The following is a 19,617-nucleotide window of genomic DNA, read 5'->3' as shown; positions in this document are numbered from 1 at the left end:
TAATCAGTTTACAGTTGTCGACATTATCATCTATAATGATTAAGAGAATATTTGTGTCGTTGCAAAAGGAGGGACTACAAATGGGCAATATGTATAAAGTGATGGCTTTCTGGACAGGGATTTTCGCAGTCTTCTTTTATTTAGGTGGTATGTCAGAAGCTTCTTTACTATTTTTAGCAAATACGGGATTATTCCTTCTTTTAGGGTTTTTAAACCTTTCGGAACGTATGTATATGTACATCTTCGGAGCTTACTTAATGTTCTTCTTCGCAGGTTTTACATACTACACTACTTTTATGCACGTACCAGGCGCAGGACATTAATCGTCCATACAAAAAAGCAGCTCAAGTTGAGCTGCTTTTTTGTATTTGGCTGAATGATGAAGTTAAAACCCATTTAAAAATGGATTGGATTCCATTTCATCTTCAATAGTTGTTGCTGGTCCATGACCTGGATAAATGATCGTAGACTCCGGTAATGTTAATAACTTCGTATGAATGGATTTCATCAATTCAGCTTGATTGCCGCTTGGTAGGTCCGTCCGCCCAATACTATTTTGAAACAAAGTATCCCCGACTATCGCAAATTCTGCTTCTGCAAAATAATAAGTTATACTTCCCGGCGAATGACCAGGGGTGTGCAATAATTGCATGGTAAAGCTACCGATTTCTAGATTTGATTCATTCTCTACAATTACATCTGCTTCATTACAAACAATAGATGGAATTTCTGCATATTTTGCAGAACCATTTTTAGAAGGATCAAGCAACCATTTCTTTTCCGCAGTATGAATGTATACAGGTATCTGAAAAGCCTTTCGTACATCTTCCACTGCTCCAATATGATCGAAATGAGCATGTGTTAGAAGTATTGCAAGTGGTTTCAAATTTAACTTGCGAAGTTCGCTTATTATTTTTTCCCCTTCTCCACCTGGATCAAAGATTAAACAATCTTTTTCTGCGTTTGAAATAATATAACAGTTGGTTTGAATAAATCCTAGTGGATACGTACGTATGTTCAACATTAAAATCACCTCTTTTCTAGTTTAAACGATAGTCCATCTGTTGTTCAACGTTTCGCCACTTTTTTCACTCGACAAAATTGAAGAATACAATTACAATAGAAGAGGAATATGCAAAGCGACATTCATTTTCTGATGTCGAAAGGAGTGTCTTTCATGAACTTATTAATGGTTATTTTTGGACTAGTTACAGTTTTAGCTGTAATCGGCACTTTCCAAGCTTTTAAAGAAAAGAATGTGCTAGGAGTTCTATTTAACTTTGGTACTTTTGCAGTTTTTGGCTTCTTTACAGTCATGACTATTTTGAACCAAGGCTTTCCACCAAGTTTACACTAAAATGTACAAGAAAAAAGCTGTCATACTTTATGTATGACAGCTTTTTTCTATTCCTTCAAATCCAACCAAATTTGTTCTTTGAATGGATCTACTTGTATCCAATTTTCTTTCTCGTATCCACCAAGGCAAACTGCACCATTTGGTGAACAATCAATAGGTCCTGCATCTAATTCCCCAAATTGCTTGGCTCCATCTAATGAAATATTAAAAAGTACACTTTTATCCGTAAAGGCATCCACATTCCCAGATTGTTTTGATTGTAGCATTATTAGCTCATTTGGCTGAATGATGGACATATTCGGTATAATCCATTCTGAATAATTGCTAACAGCGGGAGAAGTCCACTCAAACACTTGATTCGTTTCTTTTTCCTCCAATCGATATTCAAATTGGTTTAGTGGTTCATTTATGGTCATATAAAGCATGCTCGCCCCTAAATTTTGTATGTCCAATAGATGAGTCCAACTTGTTTTTTCTAAAGTTTTTTCTTTTATCAAATAAAAGAAAAGTTCACTTCCATCCAAACTGCTTTCAGTCCATTTAAACACCATTAAACGATTATCGTCATACCATTTGACAAAAGGATTATCCACTTCAATTGCAACTAAATTTTGGGTCGTTCCATCATAAATAAAGGTATCATATGTCCAATCTTCGTAAAATGTCGAAAATACAATAAGATTTGGATTTTCAGGGTGCCAGTTCATATACATTTCAGCAGATTCAAAAAATAAACTTTGCACTATGTAACCATCCCTATGTAATAAAAGAACTTCTGCTGAAGACGAATTACTAGATGTATGTAAAAGAATCATTTCTTTGCCAGGATGAATTTCACCTTGAATAATCGGGGTCGTCGTTGTATATATCGTTTTCCAGATTTCCGTGGACAATGTATAGGATTGTACTGTCCATTCCCCATTTTCCATTAAAATGAAAAGTATTTCATCATCAGATATCCAACCAATGACACTATGAAAGACGGAACGATCTATCTGGATAGACGGAATCTCTGTAGAAGGAGCATTATCAACATCAGACGGTAAAGATTGTGGTACTTCTTCCTTATTTGGCGTAACAGGGACTACTACTTGTATATTTTTTTCTTCACATGCCTGTAGAAAAAACAGGCATACTAACAATACTGCAACCTTCTTCAATCGACTCCCCCTTTCTTATTTCAATATACTTTGTTTACTCTCATACAATTAGACGCCCCAGTTTGCTAATTGTTTCACAAAAAAGCACAGACATTAGAAGTCTGTGCTTTTTCTATTCATTTAGCTAATTACGGATTTTTCTGCTCCGCTTGATCTATTAATAGATTTCCTGTTTTTAAATCATAAAATCTGAGTAGATCTCCATTAATAATTTGATCAGAATAACTGAGTTCTTGTATAGTACGGTCTATATATGGTTGGCAACTTTCGATTGCAATCTCTTCTCCTGTTGCATTGTCATAGCAAGCATTATTTGCAAATACTAAGTTATCCGTAACAAATCCACCATTTCGGAAAATAACAAACTCTTCATGCTCGTTAGAGAACAAATCTGCACCTAATTGCATATCTTTAGCTGTTTCCACACCAAGTAAATGCAACAGTGTAGGTCGAATATCTATTTGACCAGCAGTCTCTGTAATTTCTTCTCCTTTACCGCTATTCGGTATATGAACAAAGAAAGGAACACGTTGTAATTTTGCAGATTCATATGGTGTAATTTCTTTACCTAAATATTGGGACATTGCTTTATTATGGTTTTCAGAAATACCATAATGGTCTCCATACATAACAATAATAGAATTATCATACAAACCTTGTTCTTTTAAATCGGCAAATAATGTTTTCAACGCTTCGTCCATATATCGGACAGATTGAAAATATTTATTTAACGTTCGAGAATTAGAATCATATGGAGGAATCAATTGATCTTCTTCATCCAAATCAAACGGATAATGGTTTGTTAATGTAATTAATCGTGAATAAAATGGCTGAGGCATTTCTTTCATGAGTGAAACGGATTGCTCAAAAAACGGAATATCTTTCATACCCCAGTTTACCGCATCTCCCTCGTTTACTACATAACTGTTCACATCATAATATTTTTGAATAGAAAGCGCTTGATACATCATATCACGATTCCAAAAACTTTTATTATTCGGATGCATAACATTCGTAAAATAACCGTGCTCATTTAAGCTCTCAGACATAGAATGGAAGTTATTCCCACTATGCGTAAAGAATACGGCTCCCCCACCTAAAGGATATAGGGAATTTTCAACTAAAAATTCGGAATCAGATGTTTTTCCTAATCCGGTTTGATGGTAGAAATTTGAAAAATAAAATGTATTTTTATCCCGCGTTAATGAATTTAAAAATGGCGTTACTTCATGCCCATTCATGTCATTATTAATCACAAAATTTTGTAATGATTCCATAGAAATAACGATTAAATTACGACCTTTTGCAAGTCCGAACATTTCTTCGTTTGGTTCTGCTTGGTTCGAACGAACATAGTTATTTACTTCCACAAGCTCACTACCATCAGCAAGCGCTCGCTGTGCATGCGATTTAGATTGGATATACAAATCATACAAATGATAATTATAAGAGCCAATATTTTTCACTAACATTTCTCGGTCGAAACTTCTTGTTAACAATTGTGGTCTTTCGATTTCAGATAAGCCTAAGTTCAAAAATAATATAGCTGCGGTCAACACAAAGTATGCTCTTCTAGCTGCCGGTTTAATAACAGATGCTGTTTGACCGATTTTCAACCATTTTAATGCAATGATAATAATCGCGACATCCGTGAAATAGAAAATATCGTACCAATAAATACTTTCTGCTGCCGATGTACCTAGGTCGCCAAAATTACTAGTTTGGAATAATACCGGTAGCGTAATAAAATCTGTAAAAAAACGATAAAACACTGCATTGGCATATAACACTGCAGAAAGAATAAAACTTATAATGACGATATATCTGTTTTTTACTTTAGGATTCTTGAAAAATAATGAAAACCCATAAATAAATAATATAAAACTAAGCGGATTAATAAATAATATTACTTGTTGCATTATATTCTCGATTTTCATATCAAAGCTTGTGTGATAGACAAAGTATGTTTTTATCCATGTGGCCACAATAGCTAGAACAAGAATAGAATGTGTCGGCCAGCTTTTCTTTCTCATGCCTACATCCTCCCCTTTTTTCACTCTTTATTGTATGAGTAAAAGTAACAGAGTATATCTTAATACTTTCTTCACAATAAATCAACAAAAATGAATAGTGTTGATGTTATAATTATATATTGTTTTTCTCATACCCTTTAATAGACGGTTGTACCTCAAAAAAGTTTCATTTTATTTACAAAAATAAAAAACAACAGATTGTCCGTGTATCTGTTGTTTTTTAGTGCTTGTGTTTAGTTTGTTCTTGACGCAATACCAATAAAGCCATTTGGAATTCTTTCGCCTCAATCATTTGCATCCGGTAAAGTTCTTTTACTTCCTCTTCCATCATTTCTAAATCGGCTAATCGATTTTTCGTGTACACGTAAATACCGAATCGTTTTAATAGTTGCCTAACGTCATATACTGAATTCATCTTATACTTCCTTCTCACGGTTCTCTTTACATGGAATAATTTGCTTATTCGTTATGATTTTATCGACAGGGATATCGAACACATCCTGTACAACCTCATCGACTACTTGAAAATCAAATGCTAATGAAATTATATTTCCGACATAATTTGATAAAAATCGATCATAATAACCACCGCCATAGCCAATACGATAACCTGTTCTACTATACACAATTCCCGGCACGATAAGCAAGTCTATTTCAATAGGTGCAACTGCCACTGTTAAAAGAGGATTTGGCTCCTGAAGCTGCATATACACCGTTTCTAATTGGTCATAGCTGTCTATTTTATAAAAGGTCATCAGGCGTTCTTTAGGGTTGCATTTAGGTACAACAACCGTTTTTCCTAAATCCCATAAACATTTTATAATTCCATCCGTATTTACTTCTGGGAAAGCAGAAATGGTTATTCCAATAATGGAAGCATCATGCACACTTTCATCTATTAATAGACGCTTTTCAATCTCTTTTGAGTAGGTTAAATAGGAGTTCCGGTTCAAAGATGCCAATTGGATTTTCATTTCTTTTCTTAATATTGATTTGGACAAGTTTTTCCCTCCAGACAATAGAAAAAAACCAAAACCTCATTTGGTTTTGGTTTAAGTTATTATTTCGTTTCTCTATGAAGAGTTGATTTCTTTTCACGTGAGCAATATTTTTTAAGTTCAAGACGTTCTGGATTGTTACGCTTGTTTTTCTTAGAAATATAGTTGCGCTCTCCGCAATCTGTACAAGCTAATGTAATATTAACGCGCATGGTTGTCCCTCCCACTCTTTGCCAGGATTAAATATAAAACTTGAGCATGATTTATACGACTAATCAATTATAGCATATAATCAAATAAAATCTACAATTAACATAAGATTTTATTCAATGTTTTTTAGGATATGGTAGTATTAGATGAAGAACTTATTATATAGAGGTGAATACAGTGGACTTTTCAATCATCATTATGATTATCGGGATAATATTAACCGCCCTTTCCTTTTTCTTGAAGGATTCCAACAAAAAAGTAGAAGCTGAAGTCGAAGAACTTTCTTTCTCATTGTATCAAGAAACGAGTGCTTTAAAACGCAGATTAAAAGTAGTTGAAGAAGAATTGTTAATCGAATCAACAAAAATAACGATACCTAAAAAAACGACAAAAAAAGCGTTCATTCATGATATTATCAAAAACCAAGTTCTAGAATTACATAGGCAAGGGTATTCATTAAATGAAATAAGTAGCCGATCTTCACTTACTATCGAAGAAGTACAATCTGTGATAGGTGGTGGCAATTAATGAATAAATCTGCAATTCGATTTCTTGGAATTGGATTATTTTTAGCTGGCGCGGCCATTCAAATTCAATGGATATTAGGTGAGGACAAACAAGCAAAGGATGACACAATTACGCCACAAGCTTATGAACAAGCCCAAAACGAGTTAAAAAGTGTTAAAAACCAATTAGCACAACTTCAACTCGATTTAGACAATGCACAAAAAGAAAGGGCAACTCCTGAAAAGGAAGATAAGATAGAACCTACTGAAGATACATCTAATGCACCTACAACTGTAGTACTGCATATTCAATCGGGTATGACATCAAAAGATATAAGCGTCTCCTTAGAGCAAACTGGCATTATACAAAATAAGCAAGATTTTGAAGATTATTTAACTGTCCAAGACCTTTCTGGTAAGATCCAAATCGGACAATATGAACTTAACTCTACGATGTCAATCAAACAAATAGCAGAAATCATTACAAAATAAAAAAGCTACTATTAATATAATTCATCCGCACAATCTAGGGATAAAGCGTCTTAGAATTTCGGCAGTTAGCATAGGCTAGTTAGGTTTGTCGCGTTCGCAGTCTATATTGTCTCGTACAACCATTTATTGTTAATAATGGACCCCGATAAGTTAGTATTTTCCATTGATTTTCGATGCAGACGGCGACTCTTGCCAAGGCCAACAAGATGTTGGTCACGAAGGCGTTTCCACATGATGTGGCGCTCTTAGCTTTTGTTCTTCTGGGAGCAAAAATACTAGCGGACACTATCTTAAGACACATTCACCCTATTTTGAGCTGTATGTAAAAAGCACAAGAGTCCCCCGTAAACTGGACCTTGTGCTTTTCTTTTAATTATTTAGCTCGTAATGCTTACCTTTTAGTAAATATAATAATCGCTCTGCTAAATTTGTCGCATGGTCTGCAGATCTTTCTAAATATCGGCAAACGAAGGATAACTGAGTTACTTGACTAAGTTGTTCTGGTTTCTCTACCCCTACATTTAGGAGCGTTCGAATGGCGTGACCATACAACTCATCTACTTCATCATCTAGTTTTGCGATTTTTCTAGCCTCATCCATATTTTCATGAATAAATGCATCTAATATTTGTTTTAACATTGCGATTGTTTTCACACGCATTTCATCCAGTAAACGAATAGGCTCAATATGCTCATCTTTTCCAATACGAATCGTTTMTTTGGCAATATTAACTGCGTAATCACCGATACGCTCCATATCGGAAGCTATTTTTACAAGAACCATTAGTCTTCTTAAATCCGTAGCAACTGGTTGCTGTTTAGCAATTAGTAAAATGACACGATCATTAATCTCTTCTTCCATGCGATTAATGTGAATATCGTTATTGATAACTGTCAGTGCACCCTCAATATCATTCCCTAATAGATAATCCATGGATTTATCCAATGTACTAATAGCGGTATTACTTAGTTCTAACAACAAATCTTGCACCTTGTGTAATTCTTCGTCAAACTTCTCTCTACCAACCATTTTACTGAACCCCTTTCCTTATCCAAATCGACCTGAAATATAATCTTCCGTACGTTTATCTTCTGGCGTTGAGAAGATTACATCAGTCTGATCAAACTCTACTACTTCACCAGACAAGAAAAATGCTGTTTTGTCTGAAATTCTAGCTGCTTGTTGCATATTGTGTGTCACAATAATGATTGAGTAATCTTCTTTTAATTCTTGAATAAGTTCTTCTACTTTTAAAGTAGAAATTGGATCAAGTGCAGATGTAGGCTCATCCATTAAAATAACATCAGGTTCAATTGCTAAACAACGCGCGATACAAATACGTTGTTGTTGTCCTCCTGAAAGACTGTACGCATTCGTGTGCAAACGATCCTTTACTTCGTCCCAAATAGCTGCTCCACGCAAACTTTTTTCTACAATTTGATCTAAAATCTTTTTGTTTTTGATCCCATGTATTCTTGGACCATATGCGATATTATCGTAAATCGATTTTGGGAAAGGATTTGGCTTTTGGAATACCATCCCTACTTTTGTACGTAGCTCTTCCACACCATAATCATTATCGAAAATATTACGGTCTCGGTATAAAATTTTACCTGATGTCTTAACCGTAGGTACTAATTCTACCATACGATTTAACGTTTTAATATAGGTCGATTTCCCACAACCAGAAGGTCCGATAATCGCAGTCACTTCATTTTCTTTAATTTGCAAATTAATATCTTTCAGTGCATGGTGATTCCCATACCATAAATTTAGTTGTTGCGTATTATAAACGATATTTGATGTATTAGTTTGTGCATTTGACCCGTTTTCTAACGATTGTACCATTATACTTCCTCCTAATAATGTTAATACCTTTTTGAGAATTTGTTACGAATAAATATAGCGATTGAGTTCATGATTAACAAGAAAATCATTAAAACAAGAATTCCAGCGGCAGCTACAAATTGAAAATCCTGCTGCGGACGTTTTGCCCAATCGTAAATTTGCATCGGTAATGCTGTAAATTGACTTAGTAGTCCTGTCGGTAGGAACTGAATAATTACAGGAATTCCTATTACGATAAGTGGCGCTGTTTCACCTACTGCTCTTGATAAAGCCAAAATAGCACCTGTTAAAATCCCAGGAATAGCAGACGGCAATACAATTTTCACTACTGTTTGCCATTTTGTAGCACCCATTCCATAGGAAGCTTCTCTGACATCATTTGGCACTGCACGAATTGCTTCTTGAGATGCAACGATAATGACAGGAAGTATTAACAAACTCATAGTAAATCCTGCGGCTAAAACACTGTTCCCTAAAGCCAACGCACGAACAAATATTGTTAAACCAAGTAACCCGAATACTACCGACGGTACTCCGGCCAAGTTCGAGATGTTCATTCGAATGAAATCACTCAATTTATTTTTTTTTGCATATTCTTCTAAGTAAATGGCAGTACCAACACCCAAAATAATGGATACTGGTGCTACTACGAACATTAACCAAATAGACCCAACTAGTGCTGCTTTTATACCTGCTTTTGCAGGAAAACGAGAGCCGAAGTTTTGGAAAAACTCTGGTGTTAAATAACCGACACCTTGTGTAATAATTCGATAAAACAAAATTGCTAACGCGATTAACGCGAATAATGTCGCAAAAAAGAAGATTGCTTTAAAAACTTTATTAATTGTGAGGCGATTCATCATTCTTTTTACAACGGATTCATGATCTATATATTTCATATTAATATTCCTCCCGATATTTTTTCGAAATAGCGTGAGCAATTAAGTTCATTATCAGTGTAAATAAGAACAATGTGAAACCAACTGAGTAAATTGAGTAGTAAATAGTTGTTCCATAGCCCGCGTCTCCAGAAGAAACTTGTACAATATAGGCAGTCATCGTTTGAATCGATCCTSTTACATCCATGTCAAATTTTGGCGTTGACCCTCCAGCAAGTGAAACAATCATCGTTTCGCCAATTGCTCGTGAAATGGCAAGTACAACCGAAGCAATAATTCCGGATAGTGCTGCCGGTACTACAACCTTAAGTGCTACTTCCAATTTAGTAGACCCCATTGCTAGTGCACCTTCACGAATTGAATTTGGTACAGAAGACATCGCATCCTCGGATAATGATGCAATCATTGGTAAAATCATTATTCCAACAACAATACCTGGACTTAATGCATTGAATATTTTTAGATCTGGAATAAATTGTTGCAATAATGGCGTTACAAATGTTAATGCAAAGAAACCATAAACAATTGTTGGGATTCCAGCTAATACTTCTAAAATCGGTTTAATAATTCTTCTAGTCGTATCAGACGCATATTCACTTAAGAATATAGCGGAACCAATACCAAAAGGTACTGCTACTATCACTGCTATAATCGTTACTTTTAATGTTCCAGCGATCAATGGTAGAATTCCAAACGCAGGTTCTTTATTCGCAAATGGATACCATTCTGTACCGAATAAAAAGCTAAATATAGGAATTTCCTTAAAGAAAATAAAAGTTTCAACAATTAAAGTTCCAACTATTCCAATTGTCGTTAATATAGAAATAGAAGCAATGATCAATAAAACATATGGCACTAATTTTTCAACTATTTGTTTTTGCTTCTTACTGCTTGATTTTGCAATTAGCTCTTGTACTGATGGTTGATCAGATACTTGTTTTCGAGCCATGGTGAATCCCCCTTTTACCAAAACGTAAGAAATGAGTAGCAGTTATGCTACTCATTCACTTACACTCGGTTTACCTTTTTCAAACTTATTTTAAACCTTCTAAAGTAGATAGACCTTCTTCATACTTGTCAGCTGGAAGGCGTACATATCCAACAGCATCCGCCATGTCGCCTGCATTTTCAAGTGTGTATTTCATGAAATCGTAAAATGCTGGGTTTTCAGCAAGTGCACTGTTTTTAGCATAAACGAATAATGGACGTGATAATGGAGAATATTCCCCAGATTCGATTGTTTCATTGTTAGGTTCTACTCCACCAATTTTTACAGCTTTTAAAGTATCTTGGTTAGCTAAGTAGTATGCATATCCAAAGAATGCAATTGCATTTTTGTCAGCTTGTACACCTTGTACTAATACGTTATCATCTTCAGAAAGAGTTGCAGATTTAACAAGATCTTCACCATCAAGAATTACTTCATCAAAGTAATCGTAAGTTCCTGAATCTGTACCTGGAGAATAGAATACTACTTCTTCTGCTGGCCATTCTGGGTTAATATCAGACCATTTTCTAGTAGTTCCATCTTCAATCCATAACTTTTTAAGATCTTCTACAGTCATATCTTCTACCCAGTCGTTATCTTTACTTACTACAACTGTTAAACCATCATTAGCAACCTGGAATTCAGTGAAATCAATACCTGCATCTGCAAGTGCTGTAGCTTCTTCTTCTTTAATAGGACGAGATGCGTTTGAGAAATCAGTTTCGCCTGCGATGAATTTTTCAAAACCGCCACCAGTTCCTGATACACCAACTGTTACTTGAACTTTACCTTGTACTCCAGCGTATTCTTCTACAAGTGCTTCTGTAATCGGAGCTACAGTACTTGATCCATCACCAGATACTGAACCTTCTATTGCTGCTTCTTCAGCTGCAGGAGTTTCTGTTTCTGTTCCTGCATCAGTAGCAGTTTCTTCTGTTGGTGTTTCTTCTGTTGTCTCTGTGTCAGAGTCATCCCCACATGCAGCAAGCGCAAGCGCTGAGCCAATCATTGTCGTCATCATTAAATATTTCCAGCTTTTCATCAGGTAAATCCCCCTAAAATTATGTTTTTCTTTTCTGTCTTACAAAAACTACTTTAAAGGTTTCATGTTGAGTCGGTATGAATCTAATGTAAAGCTTTTGTAAACTGTACAACATTTTGATTAAATATAGAGAAAACCGGTCACCCTATACATTTAAATAGTATGACCGGTTTTCTAGACATTATTCAGCTTGTTCCTCATCAATCGAATCATTCGTATATGGAGCTTTAATGAGTGGAGTCACTGTAGACTCATTTTCTTTTAATGCATTGTTTTTTTGTTTAATTGCAAAATATTTGTCGACTAATTCTTTGGTAAGCGGGGTGGTAAGATTAGTTTTGTAACTAGACTCAATAGATGCATGTGGGACGACAACCGCATATGCTATTTCTGGATTATCGAATGGAGCAAATCCAACATGTGTTAAATTAACAGTTTGAATGTTTTTCTGTTTTTCCACATCCCAAAAAAATGATTGCGCTGTACCTGTTTTACCTGCTCCAGTATACGATGCATTCCCGAAAGCAGACCGAGCAGTTCCTCTATTACCAAAATATACTCGTTGCATCCCTTGACGGACCCGCTCAATTTCTGCCCTTGTATTATCTAGAGTATTTAATATATTCGGTGTCATCTCTTTCACAATTTTCCCTAGCTCTACCCCATCAACAGATGGCTCTCTGATTTCCTTCACCACATGAGGTTGAATTCGATTTCCTCCGTTTGCAATCGTCGCTACAAATTGAGCAAGTTGTAAAGGGGTATACGTATCATACTGACCAATACTTAAATCGAGTAATTTCCCCATTTCTAAACCGCCCTCCATTCCTGACACTTCCCCAGGCAAATCAATGCCAGTTGGAACGCCAAGCCCTAATTGTGCATAACCATTGCGCATTTTCTGGAATGCTTCTGGACCAAAATTTATCCCTTGATTTGGCTGATAAGTTCGGCCTGCTACGGCATATGCAATTTGGAACATATAAGAGTTGGAAGAACGTTCAAGCGCTTCTAAATCATTCATAGGAATTCTGCCAGATCGGTTAAATACGGAGCTTTTTGGGTTAGAACCTTTAATGCGAATGGGCTGATCTATTAATACCTGACCAGGGGACAAGGCATTTTCACGATAGCCAGTAAGTACCGTACCCGGTTTTATAGTAGAACCAACTTCATAAGCTGTTGTAAAAGCTGCAAAGGCATAATCTCGAACTGTCGTTTTTCCCGTTTCTGAATCTTTTACAATTTGCTTCCCTACTAATGATAAAACTTCTCCTGTATACGGATCTAGCATTACTAAAAATGCTCTATCCAAATATTTGGTACCCGCATTATTACTTTTCATCTCTACTAATTTTTTTTCTAATATTGCTTCCATTTCAGTTTGAAGTTCGCTATCTATGGTTAATACAAGGTCCTTACCAGGTTCCCCTTCATAAACTGTTTGAACATCAATTACGCGACCTTTTCCATCGGTTATATTTTTGACAATACTTTTCTGTCCTTGTAATACTTCTTCATATTGTTGCTCAATATAACTTTTTCCAACACGATCGTTCCGAGAATAGTCTCGTGACAAGAAATAGTCTAATCGATCTTTTGGTATTCCCTCTTTTGGCAATGTCGTCGTTCCTAAAATGGCCAATGTGGAATTCTTAACTCTTCTCCAGTCTGTAGTTGTATTGACTCCCTTTAAATCACCTAAACGTTCGGATACTCGTGCAAATTCTTCTACCGTTACTTCTTCTGAAACTTGGCCGGGTTTGAGTGCTTTATTTGCAACATCTCCACCTTTAATAATCTGTGGTGATAAGGCATATCCAGAAGCCATTTCTCGATAAATCGCAATTATTTCTAATTCTTCTGGTGAAAATGAATTCAATTGTTCTTCTGTAATTTTGCTACGTATCAACCGATTAATCGCGGCATTTTTTTCTTTTTTTGACAAGTCTTCTTCATTTTCAACTTCATTTCGTTCTTTCGTAGTTACTAAATCATTGGCCTCTTCGTTATGTGTAAATAACCAATAATCTTGTAAGTCACTTTTAGTTATAGCATTAATATCCTTTTCGATAAGTAAACTTAGACTTTTTGCTATCTCATACATTTCTTTCGACGTTGTTGTCTGCATCTTCGTGTACGTAATTGCTTTTTGGGGTTTATTGTCTACTAAAATTCGACCTTCGCTATCAAAAATCCGACCTCTAGGTACGCTTGTATTGACAGGGACTTCTTCTGTTCTTTCAATCGCTCTCGTATAATCTTCGCCCTTTACTATTTGTAAATAGCCTAGACGTAATATTAACATCGTAAAAAGAATGAATATGGAAAAGAAAAGTATATTCATACGAAAAGTAATATTAGCTCGTTGTTTTGCTTTCACACTTTGTGCACGTTTATTGGTAATTTTACGCATAAGTTCACCTACTTCATTATTAGCTTTTATTGTAACATAAAAAGCACACACTTTTAGACGTAAAAGTGTGTGCTAAGGTTCTTTTTAATATGAAATTTGTATTTCTGTTTTTAAGTTCTTCCCTTACCCCATTTCCTCACCATTCCTTCTCCACCTGCCTTTCACCCTCTTTTCACCCTTTTTCCTTAACTCTATTCTGATATTAAGTTCTTCCCTGTTTTGACCCTTTCAGCCTCTTTTTCAGGCTTTTAAACGGGCTTAAAATGTAATTAAGTTGGAACGTAGTAGGAATAAGGTTTAAGGGGATAGGGATGGTTCTCAGGCGTTTTTTCAGGTTTCTTTTTTCTCAGGCTTGAAAGGCGACAAACACTTGTGTCGTCAGCTTCTTTGGGCATAAAAAAAGAACCAGAGTGGCGTACCAACGGTACGCTTCTCTGATTCCATTTCGAGCTATTTTGTTATTCTGCTCCTGCTTTTCTTCCTACTCTGCGTACCAACTTAATATCAGCAGGTACGAACTTTGTTACAGAAGGAAGAACATAAAAACGGGAAGACAAAATTATTTAGAAGCCTCAAAACGTTTAGATACTTCATCCCAATTTACTACATTCCAGAAAGATCCGATGTAGTCAGGACGACGGTTTTGGTAGTTTAAGTAGTAAGCATGCTCCCAAACGTCTAATCCTAGTAATGGTGTTTTACCTTCCATGATTGGTGAATCTTGGTTTGCTGTTGAAGAAACTTCTAATTCTCCATTAGCAACGGATAACCAAGCCCAACCTGATCCGAAACGAGTTGTCGCTGCTTTTGCGAACTCTTCTTTGAAAGCATCAAAGCTACCGAATTTAGCATCGATTGCTGTTGCTAATTCACCAGTTGGATTTCCGCCGCCGTTAGGTGAAAGGATTTCCCAAAATAGTGAGTGGTTAGCATGTCCGCCACCATTGTTACGAACTGCAGTTTTAATATCTTCTGGAAGAGCATCTAAGTCAGCAATTAACTCTTCTACTGATTTGCTTTCTAAATCTGCTTTACCTGATACCGCGTTGTTTAAGTTAGTCACATATGTGTTATGGTGTTTGGTATGATGAATATTCATCGTCTCTTTATCGATATGTGGTTCTAGTGCGTCGTACGCGTAAGGTAATTGTGGTAATTCGTATGCMATGTTTGTTTCCTCCTAAAGAATATTTTAGAAAATTCTTTCCGTATATTAGCGTATCAAATTAAAAGGAAACGTTCAATGAAAAGAACTTAATATATTCTCATACTTTTGACTGAATTTAGAGGAATAAGATAAAAATAACAAGCATGGCAGTTAGAATGACAATTTTCACTACGGAAGATGTTAGAAAACCTATTAGTGATCCTACTCCAGATTTTACTGCCTGTTTCAAGCCTCCTCTCGTTACGATCAACTCTGCCAAAATCGCTCCAAGGAATGGTCCGATTAAAATACCTGCGACTGGAATAACAAATGGTCCAAACAGAAGCCCAATTGTACTTCCCCATACTCCAGCTTTCGTACCTCCAAACTTTTTAACTCCAAAAGCATTGGCAGCCATGTCGGCACTAAATAGTAAAACTATAAATAAGGCCTGAATTACCCAAAATATCCAGCTTAACTCTGTAAAAGAAAAAAACAGCCCATACAAAACATACCCGAGCAACATGAAAACAACCGATGGAATAATCGGATAAAACGTTCCAATATAAGCCACTACAAAACTAGCAACGATTAAAATCCACCCAATAATTTCAATCATATACGTTTTCCTAAGACGGAATCTGCGATGTTCATAGAGTGATCCCCTATCCTTTCTAAATTACTTAAAATATCGACAAACATTACTCCTGCGTGGCCACTACATAATCTTTCATTTAAACGAATTATATGGTTTTTTCTGAATTGACGTTCCATTCGATCTATAACTTGTTCTTGTTCTACCACTTCATGTGCTAATTGATCATTATTTAAATCTAATGCTTCTAGTGCTTTTTTCACCGTGCTAATCGTCAACTCAAACATTTGTGAAATATCCTCTAAGGCATCCGGCGTTAATGAAAGACGTTGTTCCCCTTGATAATCGATCAATTCGATAATATTTTCAAAATGATCACCTATCCGTTCGATATCACGCGCTGTACCTAGTAACATAAAATGCCGAGTGGAATCTTGACTTGAGAGCGGCTGGGAAGATATTTTCACTAAATAATTGGTTATTTTCTTATCTAAATGATTAATGGCATCTTCTAATCGATACGCTTCTTCTGCATCATGTTGATGTCCATTCTTTAAATATTCAAATGTTTTTTCTAATCCCAGAACACTAAATTGTCCCATTCGTAATATTTCTTCTTTTGCTTGTCCAATAGCAATCGATGGGGCTTCTTCGATGAAATCTTCCTCTAAATGTTTGGGTTTATACTTTGAATTCACGTCTTCCCCAGGCAACACTTTGACTAATAGGTAAATCCAAGCACCTATTAATGGAAACTGCAGAATGACATTCGCTACATTAAATGTGCCATGCGCAAATGCAATTTGCATTTTATTTTCTAATGAAAGTACGCCGGCTATCCACTCTATATACAATGTAAAAGGTGTTAAGAAAATAAGAAATACAATTGCTCCAACTACATTAAACAGAACATGGGCAGCAGCAGTTCTCTTTGCACTTACCGATGCTCCAATAGAAGCAAGAACTGCAGTGATAGTTGTACCTATATTATCACCAAATAAAATGGGCAATGCACCATGTAGCGAAATTAACCCCTCCGAATAGAACCCTTGTAAAAATGCTACTGACGCACTAGAACTTTGGATAAGCATCGTCATAACTGCACCAGCGATAACGCCTAATAGAGAGTGTTCACTCATTGCTAAAGTGAAGTCCGTAAAAGAAGATAAGTGCTGAAGGGGGCTCATCCCACTCGTCATTAATTCCAACCCTAAAAATAGACCACCAAAACCAAAGATGATCTCACCAATATTTTGCATGGATTTCTTTTTAAATAAGAAAATTAAAAAAGCACCAATTGCCATAATAGGAAGTGCGTAGTCACCAATATCAAAACCAATGACAAATGCTTTGATTGTTGTCCCGATATTAGCACCCATAATGACACCAATAGATTGCCTTAGCGTCATAAACCCTGCGCTAACTAGTCCTATAATAATGACAATCGTACCGCTACTTGATTGGATTAATAAAGTGAAAAGTATACCTACAACAACCCCTGATAATGGATTGGTAATATACCGGTCCAATAAATCGCGTAATTTATTTCCAGCGGCTTTTTGTAAACCGTCACCCATAAACTTAATGGCAAATAAGAATATCCCTAATCCACCAAAAAACTCAAAGAGCATCTCTTGCCAATTCAGCTCCATGTAGTAATTCAACTCCCGTTTCGACAAATTTCGCATTTTTTTGAACTCATTACGTATAAAGTATAAAGGAAATATAAAGCTAAAGTATACATAATAATAATTTCTTTACAATTAGCTTTCATTTTTGTCTCCTTCCAATAGGAAAGATGCTAAAATTAAAGGGAAAGGGTGACGTTTGTGAATTTATATCAAATTTTCAAAGCTAGTCTGCATAGCCCGAAAAAAATCGCGGCGTTTCGACTTATTCCGATAGGAAAAGTAATGCAATATATATTTAGCTATATTTTTATTTTGACTACTATTTCTTTTGTTTTTTTCACCAGTGGAATATCTGATCAACAAACTAGCATGGAAGGATTACTAGAATACTTTTCTAAAATCCAATGGCTACTTTATCCTTTTGCCTTTGTATTTTTATTTGTATTTAATACATTATTAATCTTTGTACAAATAAGTATACTAGCTTACATCGGCGTCGGTATTCTCTATTTAAGAAAACGAAAAGGAGAATATCGTCATATATGGCGAACAACTCTTTTCGCTAGTACAGTTCCGATGCTACTATCTATTTTGGCAACATTGCTACAGTGGACAGGTAGCTATATCCAGTTAGCAATATACATAATCACATTTGTGTATATGGTACTGGCAACTAAATATTATCCCATTAAAAGATAGTCATACACCCCTTTTGCCATGCATAAAGTAGGACAAGGGGGTTTTTATATGAAAATATTCTTTGCAACTATCTTACTCTTAATCTCGTTCTATATAGTGAAAGTAGATCTATTCGAAGGTACAATCCCACTTGCTTATTATCCAACTGAGCCAACAATGGAAGAATGTGTAGAAAAACTCGATTATATTTCAGTCGAAATTGTTGGTGGTGACACCATTTACTCCTTATTTTCTTTGTATCCTGCAGAAGAGTCTATTACTTTTACAGAGCGATTAAATGATTTTTATACATTGAATCCACATCTGATCAATCAAAGCCTTATCGCAGGTGAACATGTACTTTTGCCATTTTATACAACACCCGCACAATGTAAAAATTAGAAATAGAGGTTTCTTCCTTGTCAATACCTTCTAAAGACTGATAAAATGATCGTAGTGATGGCATAAAGCCTCGAGAAGGAGAGAATTACATGAGTGAAATAATTCATCGTTCCAAAACTCGTCCAGTTCGAGTTGGAAACTTAACAATAGGTGGCAGTGACGAACTTTTTATCCAAAGTATGACGACAACAAAAACACATGATGTGGAAGCAACAGTTGCAGAAATTTTGCGATTAGAGGAAGCTGGTTGTCAAATCGTCCGTGTTGCTTGTCCAGATGAACGCGCTGCAAATTCAATCGGGGAAATTAAAAAACGAATTAATATTCCACTAGTTGTGGATATTCATTTTGACTATAAACTAGCGCTTATTGCAATTGAGCAAGGTGCAGATAAAATTCGTATTAACCCAGGAAATATCGGACGTAAAGAAAAAGTAGAAGCAGTTGTAAACGCTGCAAAAGCAAAAGGTATTCCAATTCGTATTGGTGTAAATGCTGGTTCTCTAGAGAAGAAAATTTTAGAGAAATATGGTTACCCTACCGCAGATGGTATGGTGGAAAGTGCATTGCACCATATTAAAATACTAGAAGACTTAGATTTTCACGATATTATCGTGTCGATGAAAGCTTCAGACGTTAACTTAGCGGTTGAGGCATACCGAAAAGCTTCACAAGCATTTGACTACCCATTACATTTAGGTATTACAGAATCAGGTACACTTTTTGCTGGTTCGATTAAAAGTGCAGCAGGTCTTGGCACATTACTTTCTATGGGGATTGGGAACACGCTTCGTGTATCCTTAAGTGCGGATCCTGTGGAAGAAATTAAAGTCGCTAGAGAATTATTAAAAGTATTCGGCTTATCTTCTAATGCAGCAACTTTAATCTCATGTCCAACATGCGGACGTATTGAAATCGATTTGATTTCGATTGCAAACGAGGTAGAAGAATATATCTCTCATATTAAAGCACCGATTAAAGTTGCAGTGTTAGGCTGTGCAGTTAACGGTCCCGGTGAAGCACGTGAGGCGGATATCGGAATTGCAGGAGCACGCGGAGAAGGTCTTCTATTCCGTAAAGGAAAAACAGTACGAAAAGTACCAGAAGAAACAATGGTCGACGAACTGAAAATTGAAATCGATAAAATTGCAGCAGAATATTTTGCACAGCAAGAACTCGAACAAAAACAAGAAATACAAAAAGCATAAGGGGTCT

Annotated in this window: 22 protein-coding genes; 7 read left to right on the top strand and 15 right to left on the bottom strand. The window is 35.8% G+C overall.

What is annotated here, in order from left to right; all coding sequences use genetic code 11:
* The first annotated feature begins 80 nt into the window (after window positions 1-80).
* On the top strand, window positions 81-323 hold the full coding sequence (locus AC1DFT_RS10980) for a DUF2626 family protein (protein WP_142538403.1): 243 nt from the start codon (window positions 81-83) through the stop codon (window positions 321-323).
* 62 nt (window positions 324-385) lie between these two features.
* Here the strand turns inward: AC1DFT_RS10980 and AC1DFT_RS10975 are convergent, their stop codons facing one another.
* On the bottom strand, window positions 386-1,024 hold the full coding sequence (locus AC1DFT_RS10975) for an MBL fold metallo-hydrolase (RefSeq protein WP_477919238.1): 639 nt from the start codon (window positions 1,022-1,024) through the stop codon (window positions 386-388).
* Between the two features lie 153 nt (window positions 1,025-1,177).
* On the opposite strand from AC1DFT_RS10975, the gene AC1DFT_RS10970 reads away from it, so the two are divergent.
* Complete coding sequence (locus tag AC1DFT_RS10970; RefSeq protein ID WP_142538338.1) at window positions 1,178-1,357, top strand: DUF2759 domain-containing protein; 180 nt, start codon at window positions 1,178-1,180, stop codon at window positions 1,355-1,357.
* Window positions 1,358-1,404: 47 nt separating this feature from the next.
* Here the strand turns inward: AC1DFT_RS10970 and AC1DFT_RS10965 are convergent, their stop codons facing one another.
* From AC1DFT_RS10965 to rpmG, 5 genes are all read right to left on the bottom strand, one after another.
* Window positions 1,405-2,517, bottom strand: a complete 1,113-nt coding sequence (locus AC1DFT_RS10965; RefSeq protein WP_477919237.1) for a YqgU-like beta propeller domain-containing protein — start codon at window positions 2,515-2,517, stop codon at window positions 1,405-1,407.
* Window positions 2,518-2,645: 128 nt separating this feature from the next.
* Window positions 2,646-4,550 carry an LTA synthase family protein gene (locus AC1DFT_RS10960; RefSeq protein ID WP_477919236.1) on the bottom strand — a complete coding sequence of 635 codons (1,905 nt, stop codon included), beginning with the start codon at window positions 4,548-4,550 and terminating at the stop codon, window positions 2,646-2,648.
* 220 nt (window positions 4,551-4,770) lie between these two features.
* Window positions 4,771-4,965 (bottom strand): YqgQ family protein, encoded by a 195-nt coding sequence (locus AC1DFT_RS10955; RefSeq protein ID WP_477919235.1) that lies wholly within the window; start codon window positions 4,963-4,965, stop codon window positions 4,771-4,773.
* 1 nt (window position 4,966) lies between these two features.
* Window positions 4,967-5,551: a 5-formyltetrahydrofolate cyclo-ligase gene (locus AC1DFT_RS10950; RefSeq protein ID WP_477919234.1), complete on the bottom strand. Its 585-nt coding sequence runs from the start codon at window positions 5,549-5,551 to the stop codon at window positions 4,967-4,969.
* A gap of 59 nt (window positions 5,552-5,610) precedes the next feature.
* Window positions 5,611-5,760: a 50S ribosomal protein L33 gene (gene rpmG, locus AC1DFT_RS10945; protein WP_093265860.1), complete on the bottom strand. Its 150-nt coding sequence runs from the start codon at window positions 5,758-5,760 to the stop codon at window positions 5,611-5,613.
* A gap of 175 nt (window positions 5,761-5,935) precedes the next feature.
* Here rpmG and AC1DFT_RS10940 point away from each other — a divergent pair, with 175 nt between their 5' ends.
* A complete protein-coding gene (locus AC1DFT_RS10940; RefSeq protein ID WP_477919233.1) occupies window positions 5,936-6,286 on the top strand; it encodes a hypothetical protein in 351 nt (116 codons plus the stop codon).
* Complete coding sequence (locus AC1DFT_RS10935; RefSeq protein WP_477919232.1) at window positions 6,286-6,756, top strand: endolytic transglycosylase MltG; 471 nt, start codon at window positions 6,286-6,288, stop codon at window positions 6,754-6,756. The genes AC1DFT_RS10940 and AC1DFT_RS10935 overlap by 1 nt, the downstream gene beginning before the upstream one ends.
* Window positions 6,757-7,125: 369 nt before the next feature.
* Here AC1DFT_RS10935 and phoU read toward each other — a convergent pair whose 3' ends face one another.
* From phoU to AC1DFT_RS10890, 9 genes are all read right to left on the bottom strand, one after another.
* On the bottom strand, window positions 7,126-7,785 hold the full coding sequence (gene phoU / locus AC1DFT_RS10930; RefSeq protein WP_477919231.1) for a phosphate signaling complex protein PhoU: 660 nt from the start codon (window positions 7,783-7,785) through the stop codon (window positions 7,126-7,128).
* 18 nt (window positions 7,786-7,803) lie between these two features.
* Entirely contained in the window at window positions 7,804-8,604 is an 801-nt protein-coding gene (gene pstB, locus AC1DFT_RS10925; RefSeq protein ID WP_477919230.1) for a phosphate ABC transporter ATP-binding protein PstB, read from the bottom strand.
* Between the two features lie 20 nt (window positions 8,605-8,624).
* Window positions 8,625-9,503 (bottom strand): phosphate ABC transporter permease PstA, encoded by an 879-nt coding sequence (gene pstA / locus AC1DFT_RS10920; protein WP_477919229.1) that lies wholly within the window; start codon window positions 9,501-9,503, stop codon window positions 8,625-8,627.
* Between the two features lies 1 nt (window position 9,504).
* On the bottom strand, window positions 9,505-10,452 hold the full coding sequence (gene pstC, locus AC1DFT_RS10915) for a phosphate ABC transporter permease subunit PstC (protein WP_477919228.1): 948 nt from the start codon (window positions 10,450-10,452) through the stop codon (window positions 9,505-9,507).
* 85 nt (window positions 10,453-10,537) lie between these two features.
* Window positions 10,538-11,533 carry a PstS family phosphate ABC transporter substrate-binding protein gene (locus AC1DFT_RS10910; RefSeq protein ID WP_477919227.1) on the bottom strand — a complete coding sequence of 332 codons (996 nt, stop codon included), beginning with the start codon at window positions 11,531-11,533 and terminating at the stop codon, window positions 10,538-10,540.
* A gap of 181 nt (window positions 11,534-11,714) precedes the next feature.
* The gene (locus AC1DFT_RS10905) at window positions 11,715-13,949 is read right to left on the bottom strand and encodes a peptidoglycan D,D-transpeptidase FtsI family protein (RefSeq protein WP_477919226.1); all 2,235 of its coding nucleotides are present in this window, start codon (window positions 13,947-13,949) and stop codon (window positions 11,715-11,717) included.
* A 559-nt stretch (window positions 13,950-14,508) separates the two neighbouring features.
* Window positions 14,509-15,117, bottom strand: a complete 609-nt coding sequence (locus AC1DFT_RS10900; protein ID WP_477919343.1) for a superoxide dismutase — start codon at window positions 15,115-15,117, stop codon at window positions 14,509-14,511.
* 115 nt (window positions 15,118-15,232) lie between these two features.
* A complete protein-coding gene (locus AC1DFT_RS10895) occupies window positions 15,233-15,712 on the bottom strand; it encodes a DUF456 domain-containing protein (RefSeq protein WP_477919342.1) in 480 nt (159 codons plus the stop codon).
* The gene (locus tag AC1DFT_RS10890; RefSeq protein WP_477919225.1) at window positions 15,712-17,343 is read right to left on the bottom strand and encodes a Na/Pi cotransporter family protein; all 1,632 of its coding nucleotides are present in this window, start codon (window positions 17,341-17,343) and stop codon (window positions 15,712-15,714) included. The genes AC1DFT_RS10895 and AC1DFT_RS10890 overlap by 1 nt, the downstream gene beginning before the upstream one ends.
* 177 nt (window positions 17,344-17,520) lie before the next feature.
* On the opposite strand from AC1DFT_RS10890, the gene AC1DFT_RS10885 reads away from it, so the two are divergent.
* The 3 genes from AC1DFT_RS10885 to ispG all read left to right on the top strand — a co-directional run bounded on the left by AC1DFT_RS10885 (window position 17,521) and on the right by ispG (window position 19,610).
* Entirely contained in the window at window positions 17,521-18,021 is a 501-nt protein-coding gene (locus AC1DFT_RS10885; RefSeq protein WP_477919224.1) for a DUF1189 family protein, read from the top strand.
* 48 nt (window positions 18,022-18,069) lie between these two features.
* Window positions 18,070-18,402 (top strand): hypothetical protein, encoded by a 333-nt coding sequence (locus tag AC1DFT_RS10880; protein ID WP_477919223.1) that lies wholly within the window; start codon window positions 18,070-18,072, stop codon window positions 18,400-18,402.
* Between the two features lie 89 nt (window positions 18,403-18,491).
* Window positions 18,492-19,610, top strand: a complete 1,119-nt coding sequence (ispG, locus tag AC1DFT_RS10875; protein WP_477919222.1) for a flavodoxin-dependent (E)-4-hydroxy-3-methylbut-2-enyl-diphosphate synthase — start codon at window positions 18,492-18,494, stop codon at window positions 19,608-19,610.
* Window positions 19,611-19,617 lie beyond the last annotated feature (7 nt).

The sequence above is a fragment of the Psychrobacillus sp. 05T411 genome, assembly GCF_056396485.1.
The sequence above is the reverse complement of the archived record's forward strand: the minus strand, read 5'-3'. Positions and strand labels throughout refer to the sequence as shown.